Consider the following 18,298-nt stretch of genomic DNA (forward strand, 5'->3'; position numbering starts at 1 on the left):
TGCCGCCGGGGCGGAGCAGGGCAGATCAAGTCATGACCATGACAATCACCTGTTGCCGGTTCCGCGCTGCCCACGGCCCTGCCGACAGCGAAAGATTGACCGATTCTTGGGAATCGCACAAGGGTGCGCTGGGCTCTGCAATACCTTCGCCACGGGGCGGCCACACGCCTGACATGCTGACCGGCATGCCCGCATACATCTGCCCGCAGGACGGTACCCGCGCCGACACCACCGCTCTCACCTGGTGCTGCCCGGTCTGCCGCGGCCCCTGGGACCTCGCGTTCGAAGCCGCCGGCCCACTCTCGCTCGACTCCCTGGCCCGGCGGGTCAATTCACTGTGGCGTTACGAGGAGGTGCTGCCCCTCTCCGCTCCCACGACCACGCTCGGCGAGGGCCGCACCCCGCTCGTCCCGCTCACCGGCGCGGTGTCGGCCAAGCTCGACTTCCTCATGCCGACGCTCTCCTTCAAGGACCGCGGCGCGGTGATGCTCGCCGAACTGGCCCGCCGTCTGTCGCCCGAGCGCGTCGTCGCGGACAGCAGCGGCAACGCCGGCACGGCCGTCGCGGCGTACTGCGCCCGTGCCTCACTGCCCTGCACGGTGTACGTCCCCGAGGGCACGTCCCCGAAGAAGACCGAGCAGATCCGGGCCCACGGCGCCCGCCTGGAGATCGTCCCCGGCGACCGCGAGGCCACCGCGGCAGCCGCCCGTGGCGCCGCCGACGCCCCCGGCACCTTCTACGCCTCGCACGTCTTCAACCCGTACTTCCTGCACGGCACGAAGACCTATGTGTACGAGCTGTGGGAGGACCTCGGCGGCCGTCTCCCGGACGCCATCGCCGTACCGGTCGGCAACGGCACCCTGCTGCTCGGCGCGGCCCTGGCCACCGCCGAACTGCACGCCCAGGGACTGATCGACCGGCGACCGGCGCTGATCGCCGTGCAGGCCGAGGCCGTCTCCCCGCTGGCCGCCGCCTTCCGCGCGGGCGCCGAGGATCTGCCCGACGCCCCGGCCGGCCCCGCCGCCGCCACCCTCGCCGAGGGCATCGCCATCCCCCGCCCGCCCCGCGCCCGTGCCGTCCTGGCCGCGGTCCGGGAGTCCGGCGGCACCTTCCTCACGGTGACCGAGGATCAGATCCGCGCCGCGCAGCTGGATCTGGCCGCCCGCGGGTTCTACGTGGAGACGACGGGCGTGGCCTGCTGGGCGGCGGTCGGCCATTGGACGGACCGCAGTGTCGTCGTCCCCCTGTGCGGCGCCGGGCTCAAGACCGGTCTCGCGCACTGACGCGGCGGGCTCAGGACCGGCCCCGCTCCCCTGCGCGGCGAGCTCAGAACCGGTCCCGCGCACTGACGCGCGGGCTCAGGACCGGCCCCGCTCGCTGAACCGGTACCGCTCCCCTGCGCGGCGGGCCACCGGCCCCCGCCCCGCCCGCCGCTCCATCAGCCCATCACCCCGCGTGCCGCGCGCCGCCACGCGGCACGCGCTTCCCTACCTTCGTACGGTGAGCCTCTCGCGCAGCCTTTTCCTCACGTCCTTCGCTTCCCTGGCCGCAGGCGCCCTGATCGTGCCTCCGGGCCCCGCCTCCTACGCGGTGGTGTCTCCCGCCGCCCCGGCCGCGGCGGCCACCGCCTGCGGCCGGGACACCGATCCCGCCTGGGCGCCGGCCTCCACCCGGTTCGGCGAGGCGGCCGGCTACGCCCCCTACACCGGCAATGGATACCTGGGCCACCGGGTGCCCGCCGCGGGCGCCGGATACGCCGCGTCCGACGAGAAGACCGGCTGGCCGCTCTTCACCCCGCGCTACGACGGCGCGTTCGTCTCCGGCCTGTTCGGGCGCGAGAAGGACCTCGCCGCCGGCCGCGAAGTGATCGCCGCACTGCCGAGCTGGACCGATCTCGACGTACGCGTCGGCGACGAGACCTACGGCTCCGGCACCCCCGGCGGCCGGATCTCGCGCTACCGCCAGACGCTCTTCCTGCGCTGCGGGCTGGTGCGTACGTCGCTGCGCTGGACCACGGCCGACGGGCACGCGACCGACCTGACGTACGAGGTGCTCGCCGACCGCTCCGATGTGCACACCGGCGCCGTACGGCTGCGCATGACCCCGCACTGGAACGGCACCACGACCGTCACCGGCCGGCTCGACCCGAGAGGCGCACGCCGGCTCGACCTCGGCGACGACGGCACGTTCCGCACCCGGGGCACCGGGATCAAGGGCGCGATCGCCCAGACCGTGCGCTCCGACGGGCCCGGGGCCGGAGCACCGGTCGCGGCGCGCAGCACGCACCAGGTGCGCGCCGGGCGTACGTACACCTTCGAGAAGTACGTCGGCATCGACACCGCGCTCACCTCCCCCGACCCCCGCGCCTCGGCCCGCGCGGCCTCCCGGCGCGCGGCCCGGCGCGGCTGGTCCGGGGTGCTCACGGCGAACGCGGCCGCCTGGCAGCGGGACTGGGCGGCCGACATCTCCGTACCGGGCCGCCCCCAGCTCCAGAAGTGGCTGCGGGCGGCACAGTACGGGCTGCTGGCGTCCACCCGGACCGGCTCCCGCGACAGCATCGCGCCCGCCGGTCTGACCAGCGACAACTACGCCGGAATGGTGTTCTGGGACGCCGAGATCTGGATGTACCCGGGGCTGCTCGTCACCCGGCCCGAACTGGCCCGTCCGGTCGTCGAGTACCGCTACCGCACGCGCGAGGCCGCCCGCGCCAATGCCCGGAAGCTGGGGTTCCAGGGCCTGTTCTATCCATGGACGAGTGCGAGCGGCGGCGATCTGTGGTCCGAGTGCCAGAGCTGGAACCCCCCGCACTGCATCACCCAGAACCACCTCCAGGGCGATGTCTCGCTGGCCGTCTGGCAGTACTACCTGGCGACCGGGGACCACGAGTGGCTGGCCCGGCGCGGCTGGCCGCTGCTCGAAGGGATCGCCGCCTTCTGGGTCTCACGGGCCACCGCCGACAAGGACGGCGGCTACTCGGTGAAGGACGTCGCGGGCCCCGACGAGTACAGCAACGGCGTCACCGACGGGGTCTTCACCAACGCGGTCGCGGCCACCGCCCTGCGCAACGCCACCCGCGCGGCACGGCTGCTCGGACACCCCGCGCCGCCCGAGTGGACGCGGGTCGCGGACGGCCTGCGCATCCCGTACGACCCGGCGCGCAAGATCTTCCTCCAGTACGCGGGCTACGACGGCTCGACGATCAAGCAGGCCGACACGGTGCTGCTGATCTATCCGCTGGAGTGGCCGATGGAGCCGGGCGCCGCCGCGGCCACGCTCAACTACTACGCGGCGCGCACCGATCCGGACGGTCCGGCCATGACCGACTCGGTCCACGCGATCGACGCGGCCGCGATCGGGGAGCCCGGCTGTGCGACGTACACCTATCTCGAACGCGCCGTGCGCCCGTTCATGCGCGGCCCGTACGCCCTGTTCAGCGAGGCCAGGGGCGCGAAGGCGGGCGCCCAGGACCCCTTGTCGGGCTTCCCCGCCGAGGACTTCCTCACCGGGAAGGGCGGGTTCCTCCAGGTCTTCACGCACGGCCTGACGGGGCTGCGGCTCCGGGAGGACGGGGTGCGGCTCGATCCGCTGCTGCCGCCGCAGCTGGGCAGCGGCGTCACACTGGCGGGCCTGCACTACCGGGGCCGTACGTACGACCTCGCGATCGGCCCCCTGACGACGACGGTACGGCTGACCTCCGGCGCCCCCTTCACCGTCCACTCCCCCGCCGGCCCCCGCCTGCTCACCGGTACGCTCACGCTCCCCACCCGCCGCCCCGACCTCGCCCGGACCACCGACGCGGCCCGCTGCCGGCCGGCGACGGCGACCTCGGAGTCCCCCGGCCTGTACGCGGCCGCCGCGGTGGACGGCAGCCCGGCCACCGCCTGGTCCCCGGAAGGCGCGACGGGCGCGCTGACGGTGGACCTGGGGCGCGCGTCCGCGGTGACCTCGGCCGAGCCGGAGTGGACGGACGTGCGGCCGTCCTCGTACGTACTGGAGACATCGGCCGACGGCACCCGCTGGCAGCCGTACCGTGCGGGCGGCAGGGCCCGCCTGGTGCGGCTGACGGTCACGTCCAAGGACGCCCGGAAGCCCGCAGGGGTCAAGGAGTTGAGAGTCACCCAACCATGACCGCGCGGCCGTACGGAGGGGTCATCGGCGGGCGCGGAGCCTGTTGCCGAAGCCGTAGTACAGGCCGAGCAGCATGCCGCCCACCGCCGCCAGGATCGTTGTCGCCCTGCCCGAGCCGAGGGCGCCGGTGAGGACGACGGCCGCCGCGTACACGCTGGGCAGCCACCAGTTGAAGCCGGATCTCGCGGCCGGACGCTGTTCCATGTTTCCCCCGATCAAGAGCGCGTGCCGCACGGATGTGCGACGACACGCGGCTGATCATGCCATCCGGTCGGGGCCCGTGGTCCTGTTCGCCGGAAAGAGGGTGAACGGGAGGAAACGGCCTCCGGCCGCGGCGCCTCAGCCCTGCGGATCGAAGTAGCGGGCGCCCTTCTCGATCAGATGCGAGGCATAGGCCCGGCCCAGGGCGGGCTTCCCCCGGTACATGCCCACATGGCCGCGCGCGCCGTCGACCACGACCGGGCGCGCGAAGCAGGCGAACTGATTGCGCTGCTTCTCCTGCGCCCACGCCGTCGCGGCCGGATCGATCCGGTCACTGACGAGGACGGGGAAGGCGGCGACACCGGTCTGCATCCCGACGGGCAGACCGCCCTTGTTCTTCCTGGCGTATGCGAGCACCTGCGTGGTGAATGCGTCGATGACGGGCACGGTGACCTCGGGCACGGCCGCGGCCACGGTGAAAAGGTGCAGATTGGTGGCGGCCCACCGCATCCGGAAGTCGGCCCGCCGCCCGACGAGGACCGGAACCCCGGACCAGTCCTCCCAGCGCGGGGCGCAGGCGTCGGCCGCCAGCCGGCTCTCGACCGAGGCCAGGTAGTTCCGTATCGACTCTTCGCTCATGGCCGCGATTGTCCACGGACCGGCCCGGCGGGTGACATGCGGGGCGGCGGACCGCCGACGGCGTCGGCCGGGCTCGCGGCGAGACGGGGGAACCGGGCCGCCGGGATGTTCCCGCCCCGGATGTCGGCGGCAAGTCTGCGGATCGCGGGAAGCCGTGCGATCAGCGCGTCCCCGGGGCAGTTGGTGGCGAAGCCGTCGCGGTGGCCGGAGATGGCGTCGAACTCGGCCGAAGTGCCCTTGGCGTAGCGGCTCTTGCCGTTCGTGGACACGAGCCGCACCTTGCCGGCCGGGTCGACCCCGCTCGGCGCGAGCTTCCAGGCGGCCAGGGCCGCGATCGCGTGCTCCATGGCTGCCGGCACCGGCGTCCCCGGCCCGAAGGTGCCGATGGCCGCGATCCCCGTGGTGCCCTGGTTGAACCCGATGGTGTGCGAGCCGACGACGGCCCGGTCGGCACCGCCGGCGCGGCCTTCGTAGATGGTGCCGCACTTGTCGACGAGGAAGTTGTAGCCGAGGTCGCCCCAACTCCGGTCGCGGGTCTGGCCGGTGTACAGATTGCGCAGGGTACGGGGGACGTCCGCGCAGTCGTAGCCGTTGGGGGTGTCGGTGTGATGGATGAAGACCGCGCCGACCCCTTCCGCGTAGTGCGCATGGCTGTCGCGCTTGGTCTCGTCGGCCCGCCACTGCGCACGCGACACGATCGCGGGCCGGGGCACCGTACGGGGCAGGGCCATCGAGGCCGCCCCGAGGGCCGGGAACGGCCGCCCGGTGTCGGCGGGCCGAGCGGTCGTTCCGGGCCGCCACACGGAAGGTGCCCCTTCGGGGGCCGTGTCCCCGGCGGCCCGGACCGCCGTCACTCCGGCAGGTGCCGCCAGCAGGGGAAGCGCCATGGGAACCGTGACCCACAGCGCTATCCGGTACAGACGCATTCGGTACAGACGCACAGGAGAAACCTTCTTCGTCTTTCGCCTTCGTCTTTCGCCGGGATGCCGGCGGGAGCGCGTATGCCACAGCTTCGCGGCGCCCGGTCCGCCGCGCGCGCCGGGTTAGTGCAGACAGGCGAGCACGGCGACACGCCGGGAAGTGGGCCTCCAGCATGTGGATTTCGGCCATGATCGGTCGATATGGGGACGGTCGGGGCGAGTGCATGGAGGCACGGTCGTGGGCATGGACGGACAGCGGGACGGGGACGCGGAAGGGTTGCACTGCCTGGTCACCGGGGCGTCCGGTTACATCGGCGGGCGTCTGGTCCCGGAACTGCTGCGAGCGGGCCACCGGGTGCGGTGCCTGGCCCGCACCCCCCGCAAGCTCCGTGACCATCCCTGGGCGGGGGACGCCGAGACGGTGCCGGGCGACGTGACGGACGCGGACTCGGTCGCCGCGGCCATGCAGGGGATCGACGTGGCGTACTACCTGGTGCACGCCCTCGGTACCGGCTCCGCGTTCGAGGACACCGACCGCCGTGCGGCCCGTGTCTTCGCCGAGCAGGCGCACTCCGCCGGCGTACGGCGGATCGTCTATCTGGGCGGGCTCACCCCACCGGGCGTACCGGTCGAGTCGCTCTCGCCGCATCTGCGCTCCCGGGCCGAGGTCGGCCGGATCTTCCTCGACGCACCGGTGCCCGCCGCCGTGCTGCGGGCGGCGGTCGTCATCGGCTCGGGATCGGCGTCCTTCGAGATGCTGCGGTATCTGACCGAGCGGCTGCCGGTCATGGTCACCCCCAGCTGGGTGCACACCCGTACCCAGCCCATCGGGGTACGCGATGTCCTGCGCTATCTCGTCGGCTCGGCCACCATGCCGGAGGAGGTCGACCGGGCGTTCGACATCGGCGGGCCCGATGTGCTCACGTACCGGGAGATGATGTGCCGTTACGCCGCCGTCGCCGGACTGCCCCGGCGGCTCATCGTTCCGGTTCCGGTGCTCACGCCGCGGCTGTCCAGCCACTGGGTCGGCCTCGTCACCCCGGTGCCCGCCGCCCTGGCCCGGCCGCTGACGGAGTCGCTGCGTCACGAGGTCGTCTGCCAGGAGCACGACATCGCCCGTTACGTACCCGACCCTCCGGGCCTGCCGCTGCCGTTCGACGAGGCGCTGGCCCTGGCACTGCGGAGGGTGCGTGAGGCACAGGTCGCCACCCGCTGGTCGTCCGCGGCTCTGCCGGGAGCGCCCAGCGATCCGCTGCCCACGGACCCGGACTGGGCCGGAGGCAGCCTCTACCAGGACGAACGGCAGCTCTCGGTCGACGCGTCCCGGACGGCCCTGTGGCGGGTGATCGAGGGGATCGGCGGCGACAACGGCTGGTACTCCTTCCCGCTCGCCTGGGCGGTCAGGGGGTGGCTGGACCGGTTCGTCGGCGGTGTGGGGCTCCGCCGCGGGCGGCGCGACGCCGAGCACCTGCGCGTCGGGGACTCGCTGGACTTCTGGCGGGTCGAGGAGATCGAACCCGGACGGCTGCTGCGGCTGCGCGCGGAGATGCGGCTGCCGGGCCTCGCGTGGCTGGAGATGTACGCCGAGACCGGTCCCGACGGCCGCACCCGATACCGGCAACGGGCGCTGTTCCACCCGCACGGCCTGCTGGGCCACGCCTACTGGTGGTCCGTCTCCCCCTTCCACACCGTGGTCTTCGGCGGCATGGCCCGCAACATCACCCAGGCCGCCGCCAAGGGAATGAGCGCGCACCGCCCTTCGTCGCACGCCGGCCGTACCCGGGGGCCCCGCCCCGGGCGGAGGGCCGGCGAGTAGCGGCGGCCCGGCACGGGCGACGGCCGGCCGCGCGGCGCGGCGGTGCCGCACTCAGCGGTACGGCGACCGTCGCACGGACAGGATCGCCACATCGTCGTGCTGGCCCCCCTCCTCGGCGAACGCGCGCGCGTCGTCGTACAGAGCACGCGGCAGATCGGTGGGCGGGAGCGACCCACGCCGGGCGAGGCTCTCGGTGACGGGATAGAACGCACCGTCGGCGGCGCGGGTCTCGGTGAGTCCGTCCGTCGTCAGGAGCAGGGTCGCGCCGGACGGGAAGCCGAACCAGTCGACGGTCGCGGGCTCGGCGGACAGCTCGGCGAGTCCGAGGGGGACGCCGGAGGTGAGGACCGGCACGGTGACGGTGGCGTCCTGCAGCACATGCGGCAGGACATGCCCGCAGTTGATGGCCTGCACCTCTTCGTGCGCGTCGACGTTGAGGATGAGCGCCGTGACGAACCGTTCGTCGTCGCCGGTCTGCACGGCGTACGAATTGTGCAGTACGACTGCGGCGTCCAGGGCATCGGCGAGCGCGGTCAGGGTGGGTTCCCTGTGTGCTGTCGCGCGGAAGGCGCCGATGACGGCGAATGCGGCGCCGACCGCGGGCAGACCCTTGCCCTGGACGTCGCCGATCAGCACCCGCGTTCCCCAGGGAGAGGCGACGACGTCGTAGATGTCCCCGCCGACCAGCCGGTCCTCCTGCACGGGCTCGTACACGCCGTCGACCAGGACGTCGTCGGTGAGCATGGGCAGGGGGCGCAGGATGTGGCGCTGCATCGCGGCAGCGGTGGAGCGCAGCCGTAGCGTCTCCTGTTCGCGGCCGATACGACGGTGGCACGCGTAGACGGAGACCGCGCCCAGGACGAGGGTGAGCAGGATCATGAGGATCCTGTCGAGCCACGGCCTCCCGTCACCGTGGCGGAGCAGAATGGTGCCGATGACCACGAACGCGGTCCAGGCGAACACGAACTCCGTCTGGCGCACGGTGCACAGCGCCGACGCCGCCCCCGGCAGGAACACGAGGAGCCCGAGGAGCCATACCGGGGACTCGGCCAGGGCTCCCAGGACCCCCACCATGATCGTCACCGTCGCTACGGCGATCACTACTTCGACTGTGCTCGGCGGTTCGATCGCCTCGACGGGTCGGGCGAACTTCTTCCGATGTCTACGGGGCACGGGACCTCCGGGGCAAATGGTGCATTCCCTCGTACCGTAGGCAAGCTCGGCCGCGGGTCGGCCACGCCCCGCCGGACGCCGTCCCAGCACCCCGTGCGGAGCGGGCCGGGTGCACGACGGACAGCGGCCGGTGGCCCTGGTCCGACCGCGGGATAGGGTCGGCCCAGCAGAGTCCGCCCGGTCCGTCGGGCTGCGCCGGGGGACGGAAACGGCGGTCGCCCGAGGGAGAGCTGAATGCTGCAGGCATTGGGGCTGAGCCCGGCCGAAGAGGCCGTCTACACCGCGCTGCTGGCCCGGCCGACAGCCTCCGCGCAGGATCTCGCCCGGCAGGCCGGGCTCGAAGAGGGCGATACCGCCCACATCCTCGACGAGCTGACGGCACGTGGTCTGGTGGCGGTCGACGCCGGGACGGGCGGTGCGGCATCCGCCCCGGCCGGCTGCGGGGCCCGCGGCGGGCCCACCACCCGCTACCGGCTCACGCCGCCGTCCGTGGCCCTGGCCCCGCTCCTCGTCGAGCAGCGCAACGCGCTGCACCGGGCCGAGACCGCGTTCTCGATGCTGACCGAGCAGTACCGCAGTACCGCCGCGCACCCGGCGGGCAGCATCGTGGAGGTGGTCGTCGGTGTGGAGCAGGTCGCCCACCGGTTCCACCAGCTGCAGCGCGGCGCGCAGCGGGAGTTGCTCGTCTTCCTCGTCGGCGCGCCCATCGCGGTGCCGCGCGAGGACACCGACACCTCGGAGAGTGCCGCACTGGACCGCGGCGTGGACTTCCGGGTCGTGGCCACGAAGGACTATCTCGACGGCCACGAGGTGGCGCAGGACATGCGTGCGGCGATCACGGCGGGGCTGGAACTGCGCCTGGTCGAGGCGCTGCCGCTGAAGATGGTCGTGTCGGACCGGGAGCGTGCCATGGTGCCCCTGGACGTGGCCGACTCCCGCGGCGAGCCGAGCGCCATCGTGGTGCACCGCAGCGGCCTGCTCACGGCCCTGGTCCAGCTCTTCGAGAAGGAATGGGCCCAGGCCCGGCCGCTGTACCCCACGCCCACGGGGGTGCGGGTGCAGGAGAGGGCGGAGCAGGAGCCGACCGTGGGGGAACTCGAGGTCCTCGCGCTGCTGCTGGCCGGGATCTCCGACCGGCGTGCGGCCTCACAGCTCGGCGTCTCCATCCGCACCGTGGAGCGACGGACACGCCGCCTGATGGACCTCGCCGGGGCCGATTCCCGCCTTCAGCTCGGCTGGCACGCCGCACGCGCGGGCTGGCTGTGACCTGCTCGTTCCCCCGATAGCGAGAACCGCGGGCCGGCCGTCGGCCAAGGAACGCCGTCGCACGCGCCACCCCCTCGGCGAGCCCGTCCGGGGTGGCGGTCCGGACGGCACCCGTCCCGTGCGTGGAGCGCCGCCCACACCATGGTTACGGCCACATGTCGGAAAGCCGACATGCGGGGAACCCGTCACGCTCAGCCATCCCTACGTCACCTGACTGTCTGCCAGGCTTCAGCCGCACCCCGGCATTTCACTGCGTCGAGTAGGGAGATTCATGCGCCCCATAGCGCGTATAGCCATGGGCGCGGCGTCCGCCGCCGCCCTGGCCTTCACCGCGGTAACACCTTCCGGGGCGGCGGACGCCCCGCCCGACGGAGCCTCGGGGAAGGCCCCCGTCGTCGGCAGCGAGGCCGCGCGGAGCCACGGCAGGCAGACGACGGTCACGCTCGTCACCGGCGACAAGGTCCTCGTGACCACGGACAGGTCGGGCCGCAGCTCCGCGGCGGTACTGCCCCGTGAGGACGGCACCCGGCCGACGGTCGAGACCTACCAGTCGGGCAAGGACCTCTACGTCTACCCCGAGGGCGCCTCCCGGGCCGTGGCCGAGGGCAGGGTCGACGAGCGGTTGTTCAACGTCACCGGGCTCATCCGGCAGGGATACGACGACGCGCACACCGACACGCTTCCGCTGATCGCCACCTACGGGAACGGCGTGAACGTCGCCAGGAGCGCACCGGAGGCACCTCGCGGCGCCGAACGGAGCCTGCTGCTCCCCGCCGTGGGCGGCGTCGCCCTCACGGCGGACAAGAAGACCGCCGCCACCTTCTGGCAGGACGTCACCGCCCCGCGCTCACGCTCCGCCTCCACGCCCGAGAAGCTGTGGCTGGACGGCAGGGTCGAGGCCACGCTGGACCGGTCCACCAAGCAGGTCCACGCGCCGGAGGCCTGGGCGGCCGGCTACGACGGCCGGAACACCAAGGTCGCCGTGCTGGACACGGGCGTGGACGCCGAGCACCCGGATCTCGTGGACCGGGTCGCCGCCTCCAAGAACTTCACGGACTCCAGGACCACCGACGACCGTGTCGGGCACGGCACCCACACCGCCTCCACGGTCGGCGGGTCCGGAGCCGCGAGTGACGGCCGCAAGAAGGGCGTGGCCCCCGGCGCCTCGCTGCTCATCGGAAAGGTTCTCAACGACAGCGGGTCCGGGCTGGACTCCTGGGTCATCGCCGGGATGCAGTGGGCCGTCGACCAGAAGGCCGACGTCGTCTCCATGAGCCTGGGCAACCCGTCGGTCAAGGACTGCACCGACCCGGTGGCCCAGGCCACGGAGCGACTCGCGCAGAACACGCACACCCTGTTCGTCGTCGCCGCGGGCAACGCCGGCCCGGGCACCGAGACCGTCTCCTCGCCCGGGTGCGTGCCCGGTGTGCTGACCGTCGGTGCCGTGGACCGTGACGACAGCACCGCGCAGTTCTCCAGCCGCGGCCCCGTGGCCGTCACACACACCCTCAAGCCCGAGATCGCCGCGCCCGGCGTCGACATCTCGGCGGCGAGCGCGGGCGGCCGCGGTGTCTACGCGTACCGGTCGATGTCCGGCACCTCGATGGCGACCCCGCACGTCGCGGGAGCCGCAGCCGTCGTCCGCCAGGCCCACCCGGACTGGACCGCCCAGCAGATCAAGGCCGCGCTCGTCTCCTCGGCCCGCACCGGCGGCAAGGTGGACGGCGCCGACCGGACCGGTGCCGGCGTCCTCGACGTGTTCGCCGCGGTGAACCAGAAGGTGCTCGCCGCGCCCGCCGTCCAGGGCGGCAGCTACAACTGGCCGCAGGACGCGTCGGACCGCACCACCGTGAAGGTGCCCTTCACCAACACCAGCGGCCGCGAGCTGACCCTGGACCTCAAGGTCAGCGGCGTGCACGGCAACGACGGCAGCGATGTCCACTCCGACGTCGTCAAGCCTGCGCAGCGCAAGGTGACGGTCCCCGCCGGAGCCACCGCTCAGGTGCCGGTGCGGATCGACCCCACCGCCCGTCTCCGGGACTCCCAGTACGGTGCGGTCACCGGCCGGATCCTGGCCACCGGCAAAGACGTGCACGTCTCCGTGCCGGTCACGCTGTACGTCCAGCCGGAGACGGTCACCCTCCGGGTCAAGGCCGTGGACCGCAACGGCAGCCCCGCGACCGGCAGTTCCTCCTTGGACCTCATCGGCCTGGACACCGACAGGGGAGAGCGCCGCAGCAACGCCGGGGCGCCCGACCAGACGTACCGCATCCGCCCGGGCAGCTACTCCCTCAGCGGCTTCGTGGCGACGTACGGGGCGAACGGCGCGGCCGAATCGGTCAGTTACCTCGCGCGGCCACAGCTGCGGATCACCCGGGACACCACGGTCGTCCTCGACGCCCGGCAGGCCCACCGGCTGAGCCTGAAGACCGACCGGCCCGCGACGGTGAACACGACCACGATCAGCTACGCCCGCACCTGGGACGACACCTGGCTGGTCTCCGGCTCGGTCACGGCGGCGGACACCGTCCACAACTTCTACGCGGACATCGACGGACGCGCCACGAACGGCACCTTCGAGTTCCGGCCCACCTGGCGCGCGACCGGCTCCGAGGACGGCTCGCCGTACGTCTACAACCTGACGTTCCCGACCCCGGGCCCCCTCCGCTCCGACCAGGTCTACCGGCCCGGGGACTCCCGGCTGGCGCAGGTCACCGAGACCTGGAACGCCATGGGCAAGGAGGCGGACTACCTCGACGCCGTGTTCGTCCGCCACCCCGGGAGCGGCAGCGACTACATCCCCGTGAGCGCGTACGGCGCGGTGCACGTACCCGCGACCCGCACCGCCTACTACACGACCGGCGACGACGTCTGGTACCACGGCGCGATGACCAGCTTCCCGTTCGCCGCTTTCATGAGCGACCAGGAGCGCACCTACCGGACCGGGCAGCGACGGGCCGAGGAGTGGTACCGCGGCCCGCTGCGGCCGGCCGCCCCGCGTGACGCCGACGGCAAGCCGGTGCTGGCCGCCGAGCGGCAGGGCGACCTGATCGGGATTCAGACCGCTCTCTGGCTCGACGGGTCCGGTGACCACTGGTCCCTCGGCGGATCGTTCGGCGACCTCGGCAACCTCCTGCTGAAGCGCAACGGCGAAGAGATCGCCCGGAGCGCCTACCCGTACGACGTGTTCGAGGTGCCGGACGAGGACTCCGCCTACGAACTCACCCAGAACCTGGAGAAGATCCCCTCCTCCGACCGGAACTGGCTGCGCTCCACCGCCGTCACCACCACGTGGAGCTTCCGCTCCCACCGGGAGCCGGACGTCTACTCGCGCGGCCTGCCGCTCCTCTTCCCGGCGTACGACGTGCCCGTGGACGGCCTGAACACCGTGCCCGCCCGGAAGGACACGGAGATCGGCCTGTCGGTCGAGGGCCACGCCGGATACACCCCGGGCGCGGTCAGGGCGGCCACGCTGTCGTACTCCTACGACGGCGGCACCACCTGGACCCAGGCACCGACCGAGCAGCGGAACGGCCGCTGGACGGCCGTCCTCGACCACACCGGGGCCTCCGGCAAGCAGGTCGCCCTGAGGACGACCGTCACCGACGCCAACGGCAACGCGGTCAGCCAGACGATCACCCGCGCCTACGACGTCCGGTAGTCACACGGTCCGGCCGGGCGGTCCCACCCACGGGGCCGCCCGGCCGGAATGCGCGGTGCCGGGAGTCGTCCCGCACGGTCACTCGTCGACGCGGAACGCAGGGGGCCCGGCCGGAGAAGACGCACCGGGAGCCGCGGCGGCCCGCAGACGGAGCAGAACCGCCCCGATGACCTTGTCCTCGGGGCAGTAGCCGCACTGCTTGGAGTCCCGCGAGCCCGGCCTCTCGCCCAGCAGGACGAGCATGCCCGGTGGCACGTGCGTACCGGGGCACCGGACGGCCCAGTGCGGTACGGGCTCCCCGGCGACGGCGACGACGCGTTTGACGTACCACGAGTCGGGGGTGGTGTCCTCGGGGCCGTGCCAGCCGTGCTCGGGGTGGGGTGCGACGACGACGGCCACCCGGCCCGTGGCGACACGGCGGGTGCCGCGGAGCACGAGGAGCCGGTCGCCGGGCATGAGGGCCGGCGACATGCTGTACCCGCGCACGGTCACGGCCAGCAGCCGCCGGCGCGCCAGCGACAGGGCCGCGGCGAGGACGAGGAGTACCGCGAGGGCGAGGAGGACCGGGGCCGCGACGCTCACCGGACGGTCTCCTCGTAGCCCTCGGCCTGCGTGGTGAAGAGCTCGGCGTACGCGCCGCGGGCGGACATGAGCTGCTCGTGGGTGCCTGCCTCGTGCACGGTTCCGTCGGCGATGACGACGATGGTGTCGGCGGCGCGCACGGTGTTGAGGCGGTGGGAGACGAGAATGCTCGTCGCGCCCTCGCGCAGTGCGGTGAGCCGGTCGTGGACGTGGCGTTCGGCGACCGCGTCGAGGCCCGTGCCGGGCTCGTCGAGGATCATGAGGTCCCGTTCGGAACGCATCAGGGCCCGGGCGAGCGCGAGTCGCTGCCACTGGCCGCCCGACAACTGGACGCCCGAGTTGGTCTCCTCGGTGTCGTCGGGGAAGAACATCCGGCTGAGCATGGTGTCGTACCCCTGCGGGAGACGGGCGAGGGCGGTGTGGATGTCCGCGTCGGCGGCGGCGGCGTGGATGCGTCCGTGGTCGTCGAGGGAGCCGAGGTCGCCGAGGCCGATGTTCTCCGCGGCGGTGAGGTCGTACTCCATCGGGTCCTGGAAGACCACACTGATGCGCCCGCGCAACTGGTCCGCGGGGAAGTCCCTGAGGTCGGTGCCGTCCCAGTGGATGCTGCCCCGCTGCGGGTCGTAGAGGCGGCACAGCAGTTTGACGAGAGTGCTCTTGCCGGCCCCGTTGAGTCCGACGACGGCCAGGCTGGTGCCGTGCGGAATGGTCAGGCTGACCCCGCGCAGGATCCACGGTCCGTCGTCGGTGTAGCGGAACCAGACGTCGCGGAGTTCGATGCCGTGGCTCAGCGGGGGTGCGGCGATCGGGGCGGCCGGGGCGGGGAGGTCGTCGCGGACCTGGGTGACATGCAGGTAGTGGCCGAACAGCAGGGCCGTCTGGTGGCTCTGGGCGATGCATCCGACCAGGCCGACGAGGGCCGTCTGCAGGCCGGCGAGGGCGGCGACGAGCAGGGACACGTCACCGGCGGTCAGCACGTGGGCGGCGGCCTGGTGCACGCCCCAGACGAGTGCGCCGGTGGAGACGAGCGCTCCGAGGGCGGCGAGGGCCGTCTCGTAGCCGGCGAGGCGGCGGTCGAGGCGTTCCTCCTGCTGGTTGATGCTGTCGAGATCGGTACGCAGGCGCTGCGCGAAGTAGTCGCCGAGGCCGTAGAGGCGGATCTCCTTCGCCGCCTGGGTGTCGGTGAGGAGCCCTCGGTAGAAGATCTGGCGGCGGGCGAGGCTGCTGGTGCGCCAGAACATGTCCGCGCGGTGCCGGCTGTTGGCCAGGTGGGCGAGGAGGGCCGGCACGGCCGCGGCGACGAGGATCGCGGCCAGGGTGGGGCTGATGAGCAGGACGCTGCCGAGGAAGCCGACCAGGGTGAGGATCCCCTGGGCGCCCTGGAGCACCGCACCGACGAGCCGTTCGGCGCCCTGGGCGCTCTGGATGGCGAGTTGGACGCGGTCGTGGAAGGCGGGCTGTTCGAGTCTGGACAGCCCGCTGAGCCGGTTGACGGCGGTGAGCAGGTCGCTCTGGGCCCGGGTGGAGGTGGCGCGGCGGATGCGGCCGTCGGCGTAGGAGGAGATGGCCGAGGCGCCGGCGAGCAACACGGTGAGCAGGCCGATGCCGGCCGCGGCCCGGTTGAGGTCCGAGGCGCGGAACCCGTCCGCGGTGAGGCTGTCGACCACGTACTTGAGCAGCCAGGAGGCGGCCACGGGGGCCGTACCCGCGATGACGACGGCGGCGACCCGGACGGCGAGGGCCCCGGGGCAGGCCCGCAGCGTGAGGGCGAGTACGGCGGTGAGGCCCCGCAGGAACTCGGCCGGGCGGGAGGCGGGCCGCCCGCTCATGCGGTGAGGAGGTCGATCGCGGGCAGGGACCCCTGGCCGATGCCTGCCCCGGTGACGGTCCCCTCGGCGTCGAGGAGGACGAAGCTCGGGTGGTGGCGTACGCCGAAGGCGCTGGCGACGGGGCCGTTCGGCGGTTCGGTCGTGGTGAGTTCGGTGAGCGGTCCGACCGCTTCGAGCAGGGGGCCGGCGTCGGTGGGCTGTCCGTTGACGACGGCGACGAGACGTGCGCCCGACGGGGTGTTCTCCTCGGCCCACCGCCGGATCCCGGGGAGGCTCTCCCGGGTGGGGCCGCAGTCGGGGCGGAGGAAGCAGATGAGGACGGGGTGGCCGGCCAAGGTGGATCCGCCGACTTCGCCCCGGTCAGTGTGCAGGGTGAAGGCAGGGGCGCGGTCGCCTTCGCGTACGGCGAGAACAGGAGGGCCCTGGGGTGCGGCGGCCGGGGCGGGGGCGGCCATCTCGGCCCGCCAGCGTCTGGTGACGGCGACGGTGAGGAGGGCGTTGACGAGGGTGGCCGCGGCGAGAAGGGCGAGGCCGGTGATGGCGTAGCTCACTGCGTGATCGTCCTTTCGGTGTCGGCCGGGCGGGTGGCGAAGAAGGCGGCGAGGTCGTCGGTGAAGACGGCGAACACGGTGAGATGGACGGCGACCGCCGCCGCGAGCACCAGTGCGGGGGCACTGGGCGGGCCTGCGGTGCCGTGGGTGAGGGCGATGGTGCCGCCGAGGAGGGCGAGCACGGTGAGTGCGGCGTTGCGGGCGACATGCCAGGGGCCCATGGGCACCGTGGTCCTGCTGCCGAAGCAGGGGCAGCCGGCGGAGCTGCCGCGCCGCATGGTGGTGACGGCGACGGCGCTGAATCCCGCGCACAGGGCGGCGGCGACGGCCAGGCCCGCGGTGAGCGTCCGGGGCAGGGCGAGGAGCACGGCGGCGAGGAGCTCGGCCGCGGGCACCAGGACGGCGAGTGCCGGCCGGGCGGCGGCCGGCAGGTAGGGGAGGTCGTCCAGTGCCGTGGCGAATCGGCGGCGGTCGCGCAGCTTGGCGAGGCCGGCCACGGCGAGCACGCAGATCAGGGTCAGGCGGCAGACGAGCAGCAGGTCGGACAAGGATGACTCCGGGGGAATGGGTCCTGGGCCGGCGGACACGGGGCGGGCCGTGCGCGGCCCGCCCCGTGGTGGTTCAGCAGTAGTCCCAGCTACCGCAGTTGACCGTGCACGAGGCGCCCGAGTAGCAGCAGCGGCGACAACGCTGGGCGCTGGTGCTCCACTCGGTGTAGCAGTCCGGCGGGCAGCCGGCCTCGGCCTCGGCCTTGGGCAGGATCCGCTCGATCAGACGGCCCGCACCGGCCTTGAGTGTGCGCATGGTTCTCCTCTTCCTGTGTGGACGGGATGTGCGTGCTCCGCGGTGCGGCGGTGGTCCGCGGACCACCGCCGCACCGGGGTTCAGGAGGCCGCCGGTACCGGTTCGCGGCCGGCGGCGGAGGGAGCGGCGACGACGCCGTCCTGGTAACTGAGGACCGTGGGGAAGGCGGGGACGCGCAGAGCGCGGAAGAGCGGTGAGGCCTCGGGCCCCGGCACCACCTCGTCCGCCGCCCCGGCGAGTTGGGCGGTCAGGCTGCTCGCGCCGGCCTCGGCCCCGATCACCAGGGCCAGGACCCGCCCGCCCGCGGCCCGGACCCGGTCGGCCCGTTCGGCGAAGTCGGGGAGGCTGTCGGTGCAGGACGGGCAGTCGTGGGAGAAGACGCCCAGCAACAGCTCCCCGGAACGGAAGCCGTCCTGGGTCACGGTCCGGCCGCTGAGCGCGGTGGCGGTGAAGTCCGGTAGCCCGTCCCCGGGTTGCGGCCCCTCGGCCGCGAAGTCGCGGCGCCTGCGCACGGCTTCGAGCTCCTGCCAGCGGCGCAGGACGACCATGAGCAGGACGAGGTTGAGCAGGGCGACGGCTCCGACGAGCACCAGACCGGCAATGACGTAAGGCAAGTTCGACCCCCTGGCTCGGTTGCACGGGTGAGCAGTGTGATACGTGGGGCCTGTCGGGAGGATGCCAAGACCTTGCCAGGACCATGACGGGCTGAGCATGATTGCCGCCATGCT

The 18,298-nt window shown here is 73.0% G+C and carries 15 protein-coding genes; 5 read left to right on the plus strand and 10 right to left on the minus strand.

The window, feature by feature from the left end; translation table 11 throughout:
- Window positions 1–185 precede the first annotated feature (185 nt).
- Together AB0D53_RS02160 and AB0D53_RS02165 are read left to right on the plus strand one after the other, a co-directional pair.
- A complete protein-coding gene (locus AB0D53_RS02160; protein WP_362438633.1) occupies window positions 186–1,283 on the plus strand; it encodes a threonine synthase in 1,098 nt (365 codons plus the stop codon).
- A 217-nt stretch (window positions 1,284–1,500) separates the two neighbouring features.
- On the plus strand, window positions 1,501–4,128 hold the full coding sequence (locus AB0D53_RS02165; RefSeq protein WP_362438636.1) for a discoidin domain-containing protein: 2,628 nt from the start codon (window positions 1,501–1,503) through the stop codon (window positions 4,126–4,128).
- A 21-nt stretch (window positions 4,129–4,149) separates the two neighbouring features.
- On the opposite strand, the gene AB0D53_RS02170 is transcribed toward AB0D53_RS02165, so the two are convergent.
- The 3 genes from AB0D53_RS02170 to AB0D53_RS02180 form a co-directional block, all read right to left on the minus strand.
- Window positions 4,150–4,332 (minus strand): hypothetical protein, encoded by a 183-nt coding sequence (locus tag AB0D53_RS02170; RefSeq protein WP_362438639.1) that lies wholly within the window; start codon window positions 4,330–4,332, stop codon window positions 4,150–4,152.
- A 135-nt stretch (window positions 4,333–4,467) separates the two neighbouring features.
- On the minus strand, window positions 4,468–4,968 hold the full coding sequence (locus AB0D53_RS02175) for a levansucrase (protein WP_362438642.1): 501 nt from the start codon (window positions 4,966–4,968) through the stop codon (window positions 4,468–4,470).
- Window positions 4,965–5,909 carry a peptidoglycan recognition protein gene (locus AB0D53_RS02180; RefSeq protein ID WP_362438645.1) on the minus strand — a complete coding sequence of 315 codons (945 nt, stop codon included), beginning with the start codon at window positions 5,907–5,909 and terminating at the stop codon, window positions 4,965–4,967. Before AB0D53_RS02180 ends, AB0D53_RS02175 begins: the two co-directional genes overlap by 4 nt.
- 223 nt (window positions 5,910–6,132) lie before the next feature.
- On the opposite strand from AB0D53_RS02180, the gene AB0D53_RS02185 reads away from it, so the two are divergent.
- A complete protein-coding gene (locus AB0D53_RS02185; RefSeq protein WP_362438648.1) occupies window positions 6,133–7,704 on the plus strand; it encodes an SDR family oxidoreductase in 1,572 nt (523 codons plus the stop codon).
- A gap of 51 nt (window positions 7,705–7,755) precedes the next feature.
- Here AB0D53_RS02185 and AB0D53_RS02190 read toward each other — a convergent pair whose 3' ends face one another.
- Window positions 7,756–8,877, minus strand: a complete 1,122-nt coding sequence (locus tag AB0D53_RS02190) for a PP2C family protein-serine/threonine phosphatase (protein WP_362438651.1) — start codon at window positions 8,875–8,877, stop codon at window positions 7,756–7,758.
- A gap of 234 nt (window positions 8,878–9,111) precedes the next feature.
- On the opposite strand from AB0D53_RS02190, the gene AB0D53_RS02195 reads away from it, so the two are divergent.
- Entirely contained in the window at window positions 9,112–10,143 is a 1,032-nt protein-coding gene (locus tag AB0D53_RS02195) for a helix-turn-helix domain-containing protein (protein ID WP_362438654.1), read from the plus strand.
- Window positions 10,144–10,414: 271 nt separating this feature from the next.
- Window positions 10,415–13,804 (plus strand): S8 family serine peptidase, encoded by a 3,390-nt coding sequence (locus AB0D53_RS02200; RefSeq protein WP_362438658.1) that lies wholly within the window; start codon window positions 10,415–10,417, stop codon window positions 13,802–13,804.
- A 78-nt stretch (window positions 13,805–13,882) separates the two neighbouring features.
- On the opposite strand, the gene AB0D53_RS02205 is transcribed toward AB0D53_RS02200, so the two are convergent.
- The 6 genes from AB0D53_RS02205 to AB0D53_RS02230 all read right to left on the minus strand — a co-directional run bounded on the left by AB0D53_RS02205 (window position 13,883) and on the right by AB0D53_RS02230 (window position 18,184).
- Window positions 13,883–14,386 (minus strand): S26 family signal peptidase, encoded by a 504-nt coding sequence (locus tag AB0D53_RS02205; RefSeq protein WP_362438662.1) that lies wholly within the window; start codon window positions 14,384–14,386, stop codon window positions 13,883–13,885.
- Window positions 14,383–16,215: an ABC transporter ATP-binding protein gene (locus tag AB0D53_RS02210; protein WP_362438665.1), complete on the minus strand. Its 1,833-nt coding sequence runs from the start codon at window positions 16,213–16,215 to the stop codon at window positions 14,383–14,385. Before AB0D53_RS02210 ends, AB0D53_RS02205 begins: the two co-directional genes overlap by 4 nt.
- Window positions 16,212–16,766, minus strand: a complete 555-nt coding sequence (locus AB0D53_RS02215) for a redoxin domain-containing protein (RefSeq protein ID WP_362438668.1) — start codon at window positions 16,764–16,766, stop codon at window positions 16,212–16,214. The genes AB0D53_RS02210 and AB0D53_RS02215 overlap by 4 nt, the downstream gene beginning before the upstream one ends.
- Window positions 16,763–17,314 carry a MauE/DoxX family redox-associated membrane protein gene (locus AB0D53_RS02220; RefSeq protein ID WP_362438671.1) on the minus strand — a complete coding sequence of 184 codons (552 nt, stop codon included), beginning with the start codon at window positions 17,312–17,314 and terminating at the stop codon, window positions 16,763–16,765. Before AB0D53_RS02220 ends, AB0D53_RS02215 begins: the two co-directional genes overlap by 4 nt.
- 73 nt (window positions 17,315–17,387) lie before the next feature.
- Window positions 17,388–17,570: a hypothetical protein gene (locus tag AB0D53_RS02225; protein ID WP_362438674.1), complete on the minus strand. Its 183-nt coding sequence runs from the start codon at window positions 17,568–17,570 to the stop codon at window positions 17,388–17,390.
- 80 nt (window positions 17,571–17,650) lie between these two features.
- Entirely contained in the window at window positions 17,651–18,184 is a 534-nt protein-coding gene (locus tag AB0D53_RS02230) for a redoxin domain-containing protein (protein WP_362438677.1), read from the minus strand.
- Window positions 18,185–18,298: the final 114 nt, after the last annotated feature.

The sequence above is a fragment of the Streptomyces sp. NPDC048295 genome (assembly GCF_040652135.1).
Classification (GTDB): domain Bacteria; phylum Actinomycetota; class Actinomycetes; order Streptomycetales; family Streptomycetaceae; genus Streptomyces.